Consider the following 14,863-nt stretch of genomic DNA (forward strand, 5'->3'; position numbering starts at 1 on the left):
GGCCGCGCATGTCGCGGCCTTTTTCATGGGCGCTTCCTCAGTGCGTGCGTCCGCCCGCGGGGCGCCGCTCGCCGCGCGCGGCCGCGAGTTCTTCCACCGCCAGCCCCAGCGCGCGAATGCCGGCCGAGATCTGCGCCGCCGGGATCGACGACAGCCGCAGCCGGAAGAACGGACACGGATAGGGCGGCTTCGCGAAGAACACGTCGCCGGCCTCGATCAGCACGCCGTGGCTGCGCGCCATCAGCGACAGCTCGCCCGCGTCGACCCAGGCCGGCGCGCGCACCCACAGCGACGCGCCGCCCTGCGGCAGCCTGAACTCGAAATCGGGCAGGTGGTCGCGCAGCGCCTGCGCCGCGAGCGCGAGCCGTTCCTGCATCGCATGGTTCACGCGCCGCGCATGCGACTCGTGATGGCCCAGCGAGAGGAACAGCGCATAGGCATGCTGCAGGAACGCGCTCGGATGCCGCACCATCGCATGGCGGATGGCGCGCAGCTCCTTGATCAGCGCGCGCGGCGCCACGATGAAGCCCAGCCGCAACGCGGGCGACAGGCTCTTCGACACCGAGCCCACGTAGATCACGCGCCCGGTCTTGTCCAGGCTCTTGAGCGCCGGCATCGGCGTGCCCTCGTAGAGGTTCTCGGCCTCGTAGTCGTCCTCGATGATCACGAAGTCCTGCAGCTCGGCCTTGCGCAGCAGCCATTGGCGGCGCTCCAGGCTCAGCGTGGCGGTGGTCGGGCTCTGGTGCGAAGGCGTGACGAACAGGTAGTCGGCCGCGGGCAGCGCATCGACCACCAGCCCGTCTTCATCCACCGCCACCTCCACCCACCTGGGCTGGCGCAGCGAGAAGCTGTTGCGCGCATGCGGATGGCCGGGCTCCTCGAGGCCCACGCGCGTGTGGGTGTCGAACAGCGTGTCGGCCAGCAGGTAGTAGGCATGCTGCGCGCCGAGCGTGACGATGATCTCCTCCTTGAGCGCGAACACGCCGCGCTTGGGCAGCAGGCGCGTGCGGATCTGCTCGATCAGGTCGGGCACGTCGTCGGTCTCGAAGTCGGGCGTCCAGTGCTGCAGCTGCGAGCGCGCCAGGCTGCGCGCGCAGCACTCGCGGAAGTCCTCGGTCGGAAACAGCAGCGGGTCGTGCTGGCCGTAGACGAAGGGATAGGGATAGTCGCGCCAGCGCTCGGGCTTGGACAGCGTGGGCTGGTCCACCAGCGAGCGCAGCACGCGCTGCGACCAGTCGGGCGGCTGGCCCGACTGCCCGCTGCGCCCCACCAGCGGTTCGGCCGGTGCCGCCGCGGGCGGGCGCGCATTGCGCGCCACGAACACGCCACTGCGCGGACGCGCCTCGAGAAAGCCCTCGTCGATCAGCTGCAGGTAGGCCGAGGTCACGGTGTTGCGGCTCAGGCCCAGCAGCACCGCGAGCTCGCGCGAGGAGGGCAGCGACGCGCCCGGGCTCAGGTGGTCCTCGAGGATGGCCTGCACCACCGCGGCGCGCAGCCGCGCCTGCAGCGGCAGCGCGGGCTGGTCGGGCAGCGCGAAGAGCTGCGCCCACTGGGTGGCTCGGGGATGGCTTGCCATGGTCGCCGCAGTTTAGGGCAGGCCTCTGGCGAGCGCGCATGCCGGTGCGCTCTGGCTCGGTCGAATCCCCGCATCTGGCCCTATCGCGCGTCCCGCCCGCTGCCTACCCTCGGCTCCATTCATTCCCCAAAGACTTCAATCCGAGCGCCATGTCCTCTTCTTTCCCGCCCGTGACCACCGACACCCTCGCCGCCTTCAGCGCGGCCTGGAACTGCCACGACATCGATGCGCTGATGAGCTTCATGAGCGACGACTGCGTGTTCCAGACCGCCGCCGGCCCCGATGCCTGCGGCACCCGCCACACGGGCACCGAGGCCGTGCGCAAGGCCTTCGCGGCCGCCTGGCAGGCCGTGCCCGACGCGCAGTGGATCGACGGCGTGCATTTCGTGCACGGCGACTTCGGCACCTCGCAGTGGACCTTCACCGGCACCGCCGCCGACGGCAGCCGCATCGAGACCGATGGCATCGACGTCTTCACCTTCAAGGACGGGAAGATCCAGCTCAAGAACGTGTTCCGCAAGGCAAGGCCGAACCTGCCCGCGGCCAAGTAGACAAGGCCATGACGACCGGTACCGCCACGCACTTCGCTTCCGCCGAGCCCGTGCCCGCCACGCCCTCGCGGCCCTACGACCCGCGCTACGACCCGCTGCTCGCGCCCGACCCCGGCGCCGGCCGCGCCTATGCGCCCACCTGGTGGGTTGCGAGCGCGGGCACGCCGCCCGAGGACGACGGCCCGCTGGTGCAGGACATCGACGTCGACGTGGCGATCGTGGGCTCGGGCGCCACCGGCATGTCGACCGCGCTCTACCTCGCGCAGGAGCACGGCATCCGCGCCACCGTGCTCGAGGCCAACCAGGCGGCCTGGGGCTGCTCGAGCCGCAGCGGCGGCCAGGGCCAGAACGCCAGCGGCCGCCTCAAGCGCTCGCAGTGGATCGCGCGCTGGGGCCTCGATACCGCGAAGAAGCTCGACGCCGAGATCCGCGCGGGCTTCGAGAACTTCAAGGCGCTCACGCAGCAGATCGACTGCGATGCCTTCGACGGCGGCCATCTCTACCTCGCGCACCGCCGCGAGAAGCTGCCGGTGCTCGCCGCCGAGGCCGCGCTGATGCGCGACACCTTCGGCTATGCCACGCGCATGATGAGCGCCGAGGAAGTGCGCAGCGACTACTGCGACGAGCGCGAGACCGTGGGCGCGATGTTCGAGGCCGAGGGCGTGGGGATCCATCCGCTGAAGTTCACCTTCGGCCTGCTGCGGCGCGCACGCGCGCTCGGCGTGAAGGTCCACACCTCGAGCCCGGTGCAGGGCTGGCAGACCATCGACGGCGTGCACCACCTGCGCACGCCCGGCGGCACGGTGCGCGCGCGCCGCGTGGCGGTGTGCACCGGCGGCTACACGGGCCAGGCGCTGAGCCCGCTGCTGAAGAACCGCGTGATGCCGATCCTCTCGAACTCGGTGGTCACGCGCGAGCTCACCGAGGCCGAGCTCAAGGCCACCAACTTCCGCTCCAAGACCTTCCTCACCGACACGCGCACGCTGCGCTTCTACTACCGGCTGCTCGAGGGCAACCGGCTGCAGATCGGCAGCCGCAGCTCGGTCAGCGGCGCCGATGCCGAGGCACCGGTGCACCTGAAGCTGCTCACCGACGCGATCGCGCGCAAGTTCCCGCCGCTCGCCAACATCCGCATCGACCACTCGTGGTGGGGCTGGGTCGACATGAGCCACGACATGATGCCGCGCATCACGCAGCCCGATGCGTCGAAGAAGATCTGGTACGCGGTGGGCTATGGCGGCAATGGCGTCTCGTTCTCGACCTGGGCCGGCAAGCGCCTGGCCGAGCGCATCGCGGGCCGCGATGCGGGCCGCGAGGTGTTCGAGCTGCCGATCTACGACTCGCCGCTGCCCTTCCCCAACGTGATGGGCCTGGTCGAGTCGCAGGCCTTCGCGCCGTTCCGCCGCATGGGCCAGCGCATGCTCTACAAGTGGTACTGGCTCAAGGACGAGAAGTAGCGCGCGAGCGCCATCGCGCTCCCGCATCCGGTGCGCCTTCCCGCAAACGGCGCATCGCACGCCGCACAACGGGGCAAACCCGCAGCGTCTGGCCCTGCGGATCGGTGCCACGTGGCTCTTCGTGGCACCTGCTCGCGGGCCTATCGTCGATCTCGTCGGCGCCGCACCGCGCGCCGCTTCATCTTCGAGTAGCCATCCAGAGGTCCCGCATGCCGTTTCCGCTCTCCCGCTTCACGCGCCGTGTCACCCTGTTGTCGGCGGCCTCGCTGGCCGCGCTCGCGCTGTGCTCCCTGCCCGCCGCCGCGCAAGAACCCAAGCGTGGCGGCACGCTGGTGATCGGCAGCACGCAGACGCCGCGCCACCTCAACGGCGCCGTGCAGTCGGGCATCGCCACTGCGCTGCCCTCGGCGCAGATCTTCGCGAGCCCGCTGCGCTTCGACGACAAGTGGAACCCGCAGCCCTACCTGGCCGAATCGTGGAAGCTCGCCGACGACGCGAAGTCGCTCACGCTCAACCTGCGCAAGAACGCCGTGTTCCACGACGGCAAGCCCATCACCTCGGCCGACGTCGCGTTCTCGATCATGGCCATCAAGGCCAACCATCCCTTCACCACCATGCTGGGCCCGGTCGAGAAGGTCGACACGCCCGATCCCTACACCGCCATCATCCGCATGAGCGCGCCGCATCCGGCGATCGTGCTCGCGATGTCGCCCGCGCTGTGCCCGATCCTGCCCAAGCACATCTACGGCGACGGCACCGACCTCAAGAACCATCCGCGCAACAGCACCGACGTGGTCGGCTCGGGCCCGTTCCGCGTCACCGAGTTCAAGCCCTCGCAGCGCATCGTGATGGAGCGCTTCGACAAGTTCTTCCTGCCCAACAAGCCCTACCTCGACAAGGTCATCGTGAGCATCACGCCCGACATGGCGAGCCTGGTGCTCGGCGTGGAGCGCGGCGACATCCAGATGCTGCCCTTCGCGACCCTGCCCACCGACCTCAAGCGCTTCGCCAGCGATCCGCGCGTGTCGCTCACGCCCAAGGGCTACGACGGCATCGGCCCGCTCAACTGGCTGGCCTTCAACACCGCGAAGAAGCCGCTGTCGGACCTGCAGGTGCGCAAGGCCATCGCGCACTCGATCGACAAGAACTTCATCACCAAGGCGCTGATGGGCGGCTTCGCCACCGTGTCCGACGGCCCGCTGGTGGCCAGCAGCCCGTTCGCGGTCAACGACCTGGTGCGCTATCCGCTCGACCTCAAGAAGGCCGGCGAGATGCTCGATGCCGCGGGCTACAAGGCCGGCGCCAACGGCGAGCGCTTCAAGCTCACCATCGACTACCTGCCCGGCGGCGACGACCAGCAGAAGAACGTGGCCGAGTACGTGCGCGGCCAGCTCAAGAAGGTGGGCATCACGGTGGAGGTGCGCGCCTCGGCCGACTTCCCGGCCTGGGCCAAGCGGCTGGCCACGCACGACTTCGACATGTCGATGGACGCGGTCTTCAACTGGGGCGATCCGATCATCGGCGTGCACCGCACCTACCTGTCGACCAACATCAAGCCCATCGTCTGGACCAACACCCAGTCCTATGCCAATCCGAAGGTCGACGAGCTGCTCAACACCGCCGGCGGCCTGACCGACCCGACGCAGCGCAAGGCCTACTACGCCACCTTCCAGAAGATCGTGACCGACGAGCTGCCGATCGAGTTCATCAACCAGGTGCCCTACCACACGATCACCAGCAAGAAGGTCGGCAACGTGCCCACCACCATCTGGGGACCGCTGTCGCCGCTCGACGAGGTCTACATCAAGTAAGGCAGGGCGCACATGGGCATGCTTCGCTACGCCGCCTCGCGTCTGCTGCAGGGCCTCGCCCTGGTGCTCGCGGTGGTGGTGCTGAACTTCGTGCTGGTGCACGCGGCACCGGGCGATCCGGTCGAGACCATCGCGGGCGCGAGCGGCGGCATGTCGGCCGAGCTCATGGCCGAGCTGCGCACGCAGTACGGCCTCGACCGGCCGCTGCCGGTGCAGCTCGGCGTCTACCTCGGCAAGGTGCTGCGCGGCGACCTCGGCTATTCCTACTTCTTCAACCTGCCGGTCACGCAGATGATCGCCGAGCGCGTGCCCGCCACCTTGCTGCTGGTGCTGAGTTCGGTGCTGCTGGCCTTCGTGGTCGGCACGGCGCTCGGCGTGCTGTCCTCGCGCCGGCCCAACGGGCTGCTGTCGCAGTTCATCACCGTGCTGTCGCTGGTGGGTTTCGCGGCGCCGGTGTTCTGGATCGGCATCATGCTGGTGATCCTGCTGGCCTCGGTATTCCCGATCCTGCCGGTGGCCGGCATGCGCTCCATCGACGCCACCGGCGGCGGCCTGGCCGACGTGCTCGACGTCGCGCACCACCTGGTGCTGCCCACGATCACGCTGAGCCTGGTCTATCTCGCGCAGTACAGCCGGCTCGCGCGTTCGTCGATGCTCGACGTGCTCGGCTCCGACTTCATCCGCACCGCGCGCGCCAAGGGCCTGGCCGAGCGCGTGGTGCTTTACAAGCATGCGCTGCGCAACGCGCTGCTGCCGGTGGTGACGGTGCTGGGGCTGCAGTTCGGCAACGTGCTCGCGGGCGCGATCCTGGTCGAGACCGTCTTCAACTGGCCGGGGCTCGGCCGCCTGGCCTTCGACTCGGTGCTGCGGCGCGACTACCCGACCATCCTCGGCGTGCTGCTGTTCTCCTCCATCGTGGTGGTGGTGATGAACCAGCTCACGGACCTCTGCTACCGCCTGATCGATCCGCGCATCAAGACCGCGTGACGCCTCCCCGATGAATGCGACCTCCACGATGACCCTCGACCCAGACCCGGCGCCCGCCGCGAAGCCGGTGGCGCCCGCGCGCACGAGCGCCACCGCCGGCCCGCGCGCCGAACACCCCGGCATCGAGGCCGCGCGCATGTTCCTGCGCAACCCCGCGGCCATCGCCGGCATGGTGCTGCTCTTGATCGTGCTCGCGGTCGCGATCGCCGGGCCCTGGCTCTATCCGGCCGATCCCTTCGAGATCAAGGCCGCGCCGCTCACGCCGCCGTTCAGCGAGGAGGCCTGGCTCGGCAGCGACTACCTCGGGCGCGACGTGCTCACCGCGCTGATCTACGGCGGCCGCGCCACCCTGCTGGTGGGCGCGGTGGCGGCGCTGCTGTCGGTGCTGATCGGCATCACGCTGGGCGCCTTCGCCGGCTACTACGGCGGCAAGGTCGACGCGGTGCTGATGAAGATCACCGAGTTCTTCCAGGTGCTGCCCGCGCTGCTGTTCGCGATGGTGGTGGTGACGCTGTTCTCGCCCACGCTGGTCACGGTCACGCTGGCCATCGGCGTCGTGAGCTGGACCGGCACCGCGCGGCTCACGCGCGCCGAGTTCCTCAAGTACCGGGGGCTGGAGTTCGTGCGCGCCGAGCGCGCCATCGGCGCGCGCGACGCCCGCATCATCTGGAAGGTGATCCTGCCCAATGCGCTGCCGCCGCTGGTGGTGTCGGCCACCCTGGCGATCGGCGCGGCGATCCTGTTCGAGGCCGGCCTGTCCTTCCTCGGCCTGGGCGACCCGAACCAGATGAGCTGGGGCCTGATGATCGGCTCGAGCCGCCAGTACGTGCTGTCGTGCTGGTGGGCCGTGGCCTTTCCCGGCGCCGCGATCTTCGTCACCGTGCTCGCGGTCAGCCTGATCGGCGACGGGCTCAACGATGCCCTCAACCCCAAGCTGAGGGAGCGCTGAGATGAGCGAGCCACTGCTGCGCGTGCAGGACCTGCACGTCGAATTCCGGACCCGGCGCGGCCAGGCGCTGGTGCTCAACGGCGTGGACTTCGAGCTGCGCGCCGGCGAGACGCTGTGCGTGGTCGGCGAGTCGGGCTGCGGCAAGAGCATGACCGCGCTCGCGCTGCTGCGGCTCATTCCCTCGCCGCCAGGGCGCATCCGCGACGGCCGCGTACTGTTCCAGGGCGAGGACCTGGTCCGCGCCACCGACGCGCGCATGCGCGAGGTGCGCGGCAACCGCATCTCGATGATCTTCCAGGAACCGATGACCTCGCTGAATCCGGTGTTCAGCGTGGGCGACCAGATCGGCGAATCGCTGCGGCTGCATGCGGGCCTCGATGCGCAGGCCGCGCGCGAACGCGCCATCGAGATGCTGCGCCAGGTCGGCATCCCGGCGCCCGAGCGGCGCGTGGACGAGTATCCGCACCAGCTCTCTGGCGGCATGCGCCAGCGCGTGATGATCGCGATGGCGCTGGCCTGCCGGCCCGACATCCTGATCGCCGACGAGCCCACCACCGCGCTCGACGTGACGGTGCAGGCGCAGATCTTCGACCTGCTGCGCGAGCTGCAGCGCGAGAAGGGCACGGCGATCCTGCTGATCACGCACGACATGGGCGCGGTGGCCGAGATGGCCGACCGCGTGATGGTGATGTACGCGGGCCGCGTGATCGAGCAGGGCAGCGCCGACCAGGTGCTGTCCGCGCCCGGCCATCCCTACACGCGCGGCCTGATCGACTGCCTGCCCGAGCTCGGCAGCAGCGCGGCCTTCGACGACGACACGCGCGAGGACCTGGCCGAGATCCCCGGCGTCGTGCCCTCGATCTGGGAACTGGGCAGCGGCTGCGCCTTCCGCGAGCGCTGCCGCCATGCCATGCCGCGCTGCGCGCACGAGGTGCCGCCGATGTTCGCGCTGGCCGGCGAGGGCGATGGCGGCAGCTCGCACGGCGCGGCCTGCTGGCTGCATGCCGAGGCGCTGGCGGAGGAGGCGGCATGAGCCTGATCGAACCGGCGGACACGCTGCTCGCGGTCGACGACCTGCAGGTGCACTTCCCGCGCGCCAGGGCCGGCTGGGGTCGCAAGCCCGAGGTGGTGAAGGCGGTGGACGGCGTGTCCTTCGAGATCCGCCGCGGCCGCACGCTCGCCGTGGTCGGCGAGTCTGGCTCGGGCAAGACCACCACCGCGCTCGCCGTGATGCGGCTGTCGCCGCTGACCGGTGGCCGCATCCGGCTCGGCGACACCGACCTCGGCGCGCTCGAGGGCGAGGCGCTGCGCCGTTCGCGCACGCGCATGCAGATCATCTTCCAGGACCCGTTCTCCTCGCTCAACCCGCGCGAGCGCGCCGGTGCTGCGGTGCGCGCGCCGCTCGACCTGATGCAGGTGGGCACGCCCGAGCAGCGCACGCGCCGCGTGGCCGAGCTGTTCGAGGCCGTGGGCCTGCGGCCCGAGCAGCAGCAGCTGTTTCCGCACCAGTTCTCGGGCGGCCAGCGCCAGCGCATCAACATCGCGCGCGCGCTCGCCACCAACCCCGAGCTCGTGGTCTGCGACGAGCCGGTGTCGGCGCTCGACATCGCGATCCGCGCCCAGATCCTCAACCTGCTCGCGCGGCTGCAGCGCGAACTGGGCCTGACCTACCTGTTCATCTCGCACGACATGGCGGTGGTCGAGCACATCTGCGACGACATCGCCGTGATGTACCTGGGCCAGATCGTGGAGCGCGCGCCGCGGCGCGCCTTCTTCGCGCAGCCGCTGCATCCCTACAGCGTGGCGCTGATGTCGGCCGTGCCCACCGTGGGCGGCGGCCGGCGCCGCGCCGCGGGCCGCATCAAGCTCACGGGCGATCCGCCGAGCCCGATCGATCCGCCGCATGGCTGCCGCTTCGCCGGCCGCTGCCCGGTGGCCGAGCCGGCCTGCGCGGCCGAGCCGCCGCCGCTGCGCGAGGTGGTGCCCGGCCACTGGGTGCGCTGCCGCCGCGTCGGGCTGGCCGACGGCCAGCCGCTGCCGCCCCTGCGCCTGCAAGCCGATTGAATCCGCGCGAACATCGCGTCGCGCCCCGTCCATCCTCCTTCCCGAACCCATGACCGCCACCACCGTCTACAGCGCCCGCAAGATCCTCACGATGAACCCGATGCAGCCCGAGGCCACCCATGTCGCGGTGCGCGACGGGCGCGTGCTCGCGGTCGGCTCGCTCGACGACATGCGCGCCTGGGGCGACTTCGCGCTCGACGAGCGCTTCGCGTCCAAGGTGCTGATGCCGGGGCTGGTCGAGGGCCACTGCCACCTCAAGGAAGGCAGCATGTGGGACTGGGCGTATCTCGGCTGGTTCGACCGGCGCGATCCGCAGGGCAAGGTCTGGAGCGGCCTGCGCTCGATGGAGGCCGTGGTCGCGCGGCTGGCCGAGATCGCCGCGCGCATGCAGGCCGAGGGCCGGCCCGAGTCCGAGCCGCTGGTGGCCTGGGGCTTCGATCCGATCTACTTCGGCGGCGAGCGCATGACGGTGGAACACGTCGACCGCGCGAGCGCCACGCGGCCGATCGTCATCGGCCATGCCAACGGCCACCTGATGAACGTCAACAGCGCGATGCTGCGCATCGCCGACATCACGCGCGACAACGAGGTCGAGGGCGTGGTCAAGTTCGCCGCCGGGCCGGCCGAGGGCGAGCCCACCGGCGAGCTGCAGGAGCCGGCCGCGATGTTCCTGGTGCTGCGCAGGATCGGCAATGCAGGCCTGCTGGCGCCGATGACCGAGGCCGGCGTGCGCTCCTTCGCGCGGCTGGCCTGCATGCAGGGCGTGACCACCGCCACCGACCTGGTCAACAAGCTCACCGAGGAGGACTGCGGCGTGCTCGAGCGCGCCACCGGCGCCGAGGATTTCGCGGTGCGCATCCTGCCCGCGTTCCAGGCCTTCCACGGCACGCACGGCGCGGCGCAGGGCGCGGAGCACGTGAAGGCGCTGATGCCGCGCAACACCGACCGGCTGCGCTATGGCCTCGTGAAAATGATGCTCGACGGCTCGATCCAGGGCTTCTCGGCGCGGCTGCGCTGGCCCGGCCATTTCAACGGCGCGCCCAACGGCATCTGGGTGACCGCGCCCGCGCAGTACGAGGCCGACTTCGAGACCTACCACCGCGCCGGCCTCACCATCCACACCCACACCAACGGCGACGAGGCCAGCGAGGTCGCGATCGACGCCATCGGCCGTGTGCTCGCGCGCGCGCCGCGCCCCGACCACCGCCACACGCTGCAGCACGGCCAGATGATCGACGCGCCGCTGTTCCGCCGCATGGCCGCGCTGGGCCTGTGCGCCAACCTGTTCGCCAACCACATCTGGTACTGGGGCGACCAGCACTACGAGATGACCATGGGCCCCGACCGCGCCAACCGGCTCGATGCCTGCGGCAGCGCGCTCGCCGCGGGCGTGCCGCTGGCGATCCATTCCGACGCGCCGGTCACGCCGCTCGGGCCGTTGTTCACCGCCTGGTGCGCGGTCAACCGCGTCACGCCCAAGGGCCGCGTGCTCGGCGCGGCCGAGCGCATCACCGTCGAACAGGCACTGCGCGCCATCACGCTGGGCGCGGCCTGGACCCTCAAGCTCGATGGCGAGATCGGCAGCATCGAATGCGGCAAGCGCGCCGACTTCTGCGTGCTCGAGGAGGATCCGCTGGCCATCGACCCGATGCGGCTCAAGGACCTGCGCGTCTGGGGCACGGTGCTGTCGGGCCGCGTGTTCGAGGCATGAGGGCGCGATGACCGCGATGACGGCGCAGCGCCTGCCGCTCACGGTCGTCGGCGGCTTCCTCGGCGCCGGCAAGACCACGCTGCTCAACCGCTGGCTGGCCGAGGCCGAGGGCCTGCGCATGGCGGTGCTGGTCAACGACTTCGGCGCGCTCAACATCGATGCCGGCCTGATCGCCGCGCGCCATGGCGACACCGTCGCGCTCACCAACGGCTGCGTCTGCTGCCAGATCGGCGACGACCTCGGGCGCGCGCTGCAGGGCACGATCGACGCCCAGCCGCCGTTCGACGCGGTGGTGATCGAGGCCAGCGGCGTCTCCGACCCCTGGCGCATCGCGCAGATCGGCATGGCCGCGCCCGAGCTGAGCCTGCAGGCCGTGCTGGTGCTGGTCGATGCGAGCGCGGTCGCCGCGCAGTCGCGCGATCCGCTGCTGGCCGACACGCTGGCGCGGCAGGCGAAGTCGGCCGACCTCGTGGTGCTCAACAAGACGGACATCGCGGACGATGCCGCGCTGGCCGCGGCCACGGCCTGGCTCGACGCGACCGCGCCGGGCACGCCGCGAGTCGCGACCACGCAGTCCGAGCTGCCGCTCGCGCTGGCCTCGGGGTTGCATGGGCAGGCAAGGCCGCATGCGCATTGCGATGTGCCGGGCTGCGACCATGATCATGGCCATCACGCCGACCACGGTGCGCAGTTCGCGACCTGGAGCGCCCGGCCTTCGGCCACGTTCGCGCCCGAGGCCTTGCGCTCCTGGATGCGCGCGATGCCGCCCGGCGTGCTGCGGCTCAAGGGCCTGCTGAAGATCGAGGCCGAGGGCGGTGTCGAGACCTGGTCCGAAGTCCAGTACGCGGGCCGCCACGGCATGCTGCGGCGGGCTGCCGCGCCGCTCGATGCCGAAGGCGCGGCGGTGGTCGCGATCGGGCTGCGCGGCCACCTGCCGGCAGCGGCACTCGAGGAATTCTTCCTGAGCGTGACGTCTTCAGCGAATCCTTAGCCGCGCCCCAGCCCGTTCGTGTTGCAATGCCGGCTTTTCGCCCGACGCGCACCCGCGCCATTGCACACGCCATGAACCCGACCCTCGTGATCCGCCCGCCCACGCGCGACGACTACGCCGACTGGAAGCCGCTGTGGGACGGCTACAACGCCTTCTACGAGCGCGAGGGCCCGACGGCCTTGCCTGACGCGATCACGCAGGCTACCTGGCAGCGCTTCTTCGACGCCTACGAGCCCGTGCATGCGCTCGTGGCCGAGCACGAGGGCCGGCTGGTCGGCCTCACGCACTACCTGTTCCACCGCAGCACCACGCGCATCGAGCCGACCTGCTATCTGCAGGACCTGTTCACGCTGCCCTCGCTGCGCGGGCAGGGCGTGGGCCGGCAGTTGATCGAGGGCGTGTACGAGCGCGCACGGCAGGCCGGCGTGAAGCGCGTCTACTGGCAGACGCACGAGACCAATCTCGCGGGGCAGCGGCTCTACGACAAGGTCGCGGACCGCACGGGCTTCATCATCTTTGCGAAGAACGTCTGAGGTTTCAGCGTTCGTGGCTCCACCGGTCCCAGGCCCGCATCGCCTCGGCCCGGTAGGCATTGATCTGCGACGGAAAGTGCACGAAGCGGCTGTCGCGGGTCGCGTAGATCGGCGCCGGCGCGAGCGAGATCGCGTCGATCACGTGCTCGGCGTTCTCGAACCCGAAATGGCGCATGCCCGCGAGCACGCTGGCCTGGTCGCCACCGCCGGCATAGACGTTCGACTTGTCGGGCGCGGCTTCGATGGCCGCGCAGACATGGTCGACGAACTGCCGCATGCGCGGCCCGGGCCTGAAGCCCATCAGCCCCGAGTTCGCGGGCCAGGCACTGTGGTCCATGCCGATCACGAAGTCGCGCGCGCCGAGCACGTCCTCGACGCCGAGACGCTGGTTGATCGCGAGGATGTCGGCGTCGATCCAGAACAGCTGCTCGTGCTGCGCCAGATGCTCGCGCACCAGGTGCATCTTGGCCCAGTTGGCCTGCACGCCCGCCGGCACGAAGGCCGGCAGCTCGCGATAGAGGTGATGGGCATAGCCGTGGCGCTCGCAGTAGCGCGCGAGGTTGTCTTCGTGGATACGGCCGTAGCCCGCGACCTTGGCGTCGTAGAACGAGACGAAGGCGATCTTCGCCTGCGGGTTCAGGTGCAACTCGCCTCCCCGTGCCTCCTGCGCGGCCTGCTCCCACTGCGCCGGCAGGTCGAGCGGCCGTTCCTCCTCGAAGGCCCGCGCCTGCTCGAGCAGCACGCTGACGTAGCGGAAGTCGTAGCCATAGGTCGGCAGCCACACGCCATGCTGGCGTTCCCAGCGCGGCGCGGCATGCGCGACCAGCGGCACCACCTTCGGCAACTGGTCGATGGCGACGCGGCCGCCGCCGTCCCAGACGGCCTGGATGCTGCTGTAGTAGCCGTTGGCCAGGCGGTTCTCGAGCGGATGCACGGCGAAGGCCTCGCCCAGGTGCTCGCCGGCGGACTTGCCCAGCGTGTCCGGGTCGCCCGCCACGCTCACCGACAGACGGAACACCAGCAGCCGCAGCCGCTCGCGGACCTCGGCGGTGTTGCGCAGGATCATCCCGCTCGATGTGGGCAGGCCGGCGCCGGGTTCCTGCGACACGACCACGAAGTCATGGCCCAGCGCCACGTCCTCGAGCTTCTGCCGGCCGTAGACCACCGAGAACTCGTCGAGCACCAGCAGCAGCCCGCCTTCGGGCAGCGCGAGCAGGGCGCCATAGATCGCGTGGTACTTGTAGAGCTCGGCCTGCCGGTCGCCGAACACGTGCAGGCTGTCCCTGGCCTCGTGCGCGTAGCCCCAGCGCGCCGCATAGGCCGCGTGGTTCTCGAGCAGGCCGTCGATCGGCCGGTGGGCGAAGACGGAGAGGATCGTGGTGGAGGACATGCGGGGGCGGCGAGTGGGGCGTGCCCCATTGTCGCCCCCGTGCCTCGACGCGGATCGCTAGCGCGACGGATGCTCGCAGGCCGCGGTCCGGACGCAGTCGCCCGTCGTGCAGGTGGCGGCCGGTGCTTCGTCGCTGCCCGCATCGACCGATGCCGCGAAGGCCGCCACCGCGACCGCCGCGAGCAGCATGCGCCAGGCCTGCAGCAGGCCCACCGCGCCGTGCCGCGCGAGCAGCCCGCGCGCGAACTCAGGAACGCTGCGCATCGCAGGCCTCCCTGCCCATGGGCGCGTTGCGCGCGCGGTTGAGCAGGTGCAGCTGGTGCTGGCCGACCTCGCTGCCCTGGCGCGCCGCCTCGCGCGCCCAGTGGCGGGCCTCGCAGCGGTCGGCGGGCACGCCGTTGCCGTACAGCAGCGGCCCGGCCAGCAGCACCACGCCGAGCATCTCCTGCGCCTCGCGGTGGCCCGAGGCGCCGGCCTCGCGCAGCAGCGACATCATCGAACGGTAGTCGCGCGCGGACTGGGCCTCGAGCGCGAGCTGGAAGCGCTGTTCGGGCGTGACCGCCACGGCCGTGTCGCGCGCCGAGGCACTGGCGGCCGCGGCGAACGCGACCGCGAGGAGCATCGCGCGCAGGGCGCGGTGGGGGAATGGCGGGGAGAGGTGCATCGCGGGCTCCTTCGTGGCGTTCGGTGGCCACGATCTTCCCGCGCGCGTGCCGGCGCGTCGAACTGGAATTTCCGCAACCGGCCTATGGCGCAGGCTGAGGGCACTAGGGCCTGTTCACACTATCCAAGGGGTCGCGTTGCCCCGCAAAGGGGCTGGATGCAAGGCGCCCGCGCGCAGCA

The 14,863-nt window shown here is 70.7% G+C and carries 14 protein-coding genes; 10 read left to right on the plus strand and 4 right to left on the minus strand.

Translation table 11 applies throughout. The features are described from left to right. Positions 1 to 37 precede the first annotated feature (37 nt). Complete coding sequence (gene pdxR, locus ACODT0_RS39365) at positions 38 to 1,576, minus strand: MocR-like pyridoxine biosynthesis transcription factor PdxR (RefSeq protein ID WP_057591955.1); 1,539 nt, start codon at positions 1,574 to 1,576, stop codon at positions 38 to 40. A 149-nt stretch (positions 1,577 to 1,725) separates the two neighbouring features. Here pdxR and ACODT0_RS39370 point away from each other — a divergent pair, with 149 nt between their 5' ends. The 10 genes from ACODT0_RS39370 to ACODT0_RS39415 all read left to right on the plus strand — a co-directional run bounded on the left by ACODT0_RS39370 (position 1,726) and on the right by ACODT0_RS39415 (position 12,630). Continuing rightward, the gene (locus ACODT0_RS39370) at positions 1,726 to 2,127 is read left to right on the plus strand and encodes a nuclear transport factor 2 family protein (RefSeq protein WP_489043802.1); all 402 of its coding nucleotides are present in this window, start codon (positions 1,726 to 1,728) and stop codon (positions 2,125 to 2,127) included. Between the two features lie 8 nt (positions 2,128 to 2,135). Beyond that, a complete protein-coding gene (locus tag ACODT0_RS39375) occupies positions 2,136 to 3,584 on the plus strand; it encodes an NAD(P)/FAD-dependent oxidoreductase (RefSeq protein ID WP_057591953.1) in 1,449 nt (482 codons plus the stop codon). A 209-nt stretch (positions 3,585 to 3,793) separates the two neighbouring features. Then, on the plus strand, positions 3,794 to 5,395 hold the full coding sequence (locus ACODT0_RS39380) for an ABC transporter substrate-binding protein (RefSeq protein ID WP_489043803.1): 1,602 nt from the start codon (positions 3,794 to 3,796) through the stop codon (positions 5,393 to 5,395). 12 nt (positions 5,396 to 5,407) lie between these two features. Then, positions 5,408 to 6,382, plus strand: a complete 975-nt coding sequence (locus ACODT0_RS39385; RefSeq protein WP_208512633.1) for an ABC transporter permease — start codon at positions 5,408 to 5,410, stop codon at positions 6,380 to 6,382. Between the two features lie 28 nt (positions 6,383 to 6,410). Beyond that, a complete protein-coding gene (locus ACODT0_RS39390; protein WP_057592025.1) occupies positions 6,411 to 7,331 on the plus strand; it encodes an ABC transporter permease in 921 nt (306 codons plus the stop codon). 1 nt (position 7,332) lies between these two features. Continuing rightward, positions 7,333 to 8,364, plus strand: coding sequence for an ABC transporter ATP-binding protein (locus ACODT0_RS39395; protein WP_489043804.1), 1,032 nt, complete (start codon positions 7,333 to 7,335; stop codon positions 8,362 to 8,364). Then, the gene (locus ACODT0_RS39400; protein WP_057591949.1) at positions 8,361 to 9,395 is read left to right on the plus strand and encodes an ABC transporter ATP-binding protein; all 1,035 of its coding nucleotides are present in this window, start codon (positions 8,361 to 8,363) and stop codon (positions 9,393 to 9,395) included. Before ACODT0_RS39395 ends, ACODT0_RS39400 begins: the two co-directional genes overlap by 4 nt. A 49-nt stretch (positions 9,396 to 9,444) precedes the next feature. Beyond that, complete coding sequence (locus ACODT0_RS39405) at positions 9,445 to 11,106, plus strand: amidohydrolase (protein WP_489043805.1); 1,662 nt, start codon at positions 9,445 to 9,447, stop codon at positions 11,104 to 11,106. A gap of 16 nt (positions 11,107 to 11,122) precedes the next feature. Further along, positions 11,123 to 12,097, plus strand: a complete 975-nt coding sequence (locus ACODT0_RS39410; RefSeq protein ID WP_489043807.1) for a CobW family GTP-binding protein — start codon at positions 11,123 to 11,125, stop codon at positions 12,095 to 12,097. Between the two features lie 71 nt (positions 12,098 to 12,168). Continuing rightward, positions 12,169 to 12,630, plus strand: a complete 462-nt coding sequence (locus ACODT0_RS39415; RefSeq protein ID WP_422096194.1) for a GNAT family N-acetyltransferase — start codon at positions 12,169 to 12,171, stop codon at positions 12,628 to 12,630. A 4-nt stretch (positions 12,631 to 12,634) separates the two neighbouring features. Here the strand turns inward: ACODT0_RS39415 and ACODT0_RS39420 are convergent, their stop codons facing one another. From ACODT0_RS39420 to ACODT0_RS39430, 3 genes are read right to left on the minus strand one after another with little or no spacing between them, the layout of a single operon-like run. Then, complete coding sequence (locus ACODT0_RS39420; protein ID WP_489043806.1) at positions 12,635 to 14,020, minus strand: glycosyltransferase family protein; 1,386 nt, start codon at positions 14,018 to 14,020, stop codon at positions 12,635 to 12,637. Between the two features lie 57 nt (positions 14,021 to 14,077). After that, positions 14,078 to 14,284 (minus strand): hypothetical protein, encoded by a 207-nt coding sequence (locus ACODT0_RS39425; protein ID WP_479670562.1) that lies wholly within the window; start codon positions 14,282 to 14,284, stop codon positions 14,078 to 14,080. After that, on the minus strand, positions 14,268 to 14,684 hold the full coding sequence (locus tag ACODT0_RS39430) for an SEL1-like repeat protein (protein WP_261210834.1): 417 nt from the start codon (positions 14,682 to 14,684) through the stop codon (positions 14,268 to 14,270). The genes ACODT0_RS39425 and ACODT0_RS39430 overlap by 17 nt, the downstream gene beginning before the upstream one ends. Positions 14,685 to 14,863 lie beyond the last annotated feature (179 nt).

The sequence above is a fragment of the Variovorax sp. FG153 genome, assembly GCF_057809595.1.

What these genes read in the sequence shown, in the direction of transcription:
- pdxR (WP_057591955.1), bottom strand. Translation starts at nt 1,576, where the DNA reads ATGGCAAGCCATCCCCGAGCCACCCAGTGGGCGCAGCTCTTCGCGCTG.
- ACODT0_RS39370 (WP_489043802.1), top strand. Translation starts at nt 1,726, where the DNA reads ATGTCCTCTTCTTTCCCGCCCGTGACCACCGACACCCTCGCCGCCTTC.
- ACODT0_RS39375 (WP_057591953.1), top strand. Translation starts at nt 2,136, where the DNA reads ATGACGACCGGTACCGCCACGCACTTCGCTTCCGCCGAGCCCGTGCCC.
- ACODT0_RS39380 (WP_489043803.1), top strand. Translation starts at nt 3,794, where the DNA reads ATGCCGTTTCCGCTCTCCCGCTTCACGCGCCGTGTCACCCTGTTGTCG.
- ACODT0_RS39385 (WP_208512633.1), top strand. Translation starts at nt 5,408, where the DNA reads ATGGGCATGCTTCGCTACGCCGCCTCGCGTCTGCTGCAGGGCCTCGCC.
- ACODT0_RS39390 (WP_057592025.1), top strand. Translation starts at nt 6,411, where the DNA reads ATGACCCTCGACCCAGACCCGGCGCCCGCCGCGAAGCCGGTGGCGCCC.
- ACODT0_RS39395 (WP_489043804.1), top strand. Translation starts at nt 7,333, where the DNA reads ATGAGCGAGCCACTGCTGCGCGTGCAGGACCTGCACGTCGAATTCCGG.
- ACODT0_RS39400 (WP_057591949.1), top strand. Translation starts at nt 8,361, where the DNA reads ATGAGCCTGATCGAACCGGCGGACACGCTGCTCGCGGTCGACGACCTG.
- ACODT0_RS39405 (WP_489043805.1), top strand. Translation starts at nt 9,445, where the DNA reads ATGACCGCCACCACCGTCTACAGCGCCCGCAAGATCCTCACGATGAAC.
- ACODT0_RS39410 (WP_489043807.1), top strand. Translation starts at nt 11,123, where the DNA reads ATGACGGCGCAGCGCCTGCCGCTCACGGTCGTCGGCGGCTTCCTCGGC.
- ACODT0_RS39415 (WP_422096194.1), top strand. Translation starts at nt 12,169, where the DNA reads ATGAACCCGACCCTCGTGATCCGCCCGCCCACGCGCGACGACTACGCC.
- ACODT0_RS39420 (WP_489043806.1), bottom strand. Translation starts at nt 14,020, where the DNA reads ATGTCCTCCACCACGATCCTCTCCGTCTTCGCCCACCGGCCGATCGAC.
- ACODT0_RS39425 (WP_479670562.1), bottom strand. Translation starts at nt 14,284, where the DNA reads ATGCGCAGCGTTCCTGAGTTCGCGCGCGGGCTGCTCGCGCGGCACGGC.
- ACODT0_RS39430 (WP_261210834.1), bottom strand. Translation starts at nt 14,684, where the DNA reads ATGCACCTCTCCCCGCCATTCCCCCACCGCGCCCTGCGCGCGATGCTC.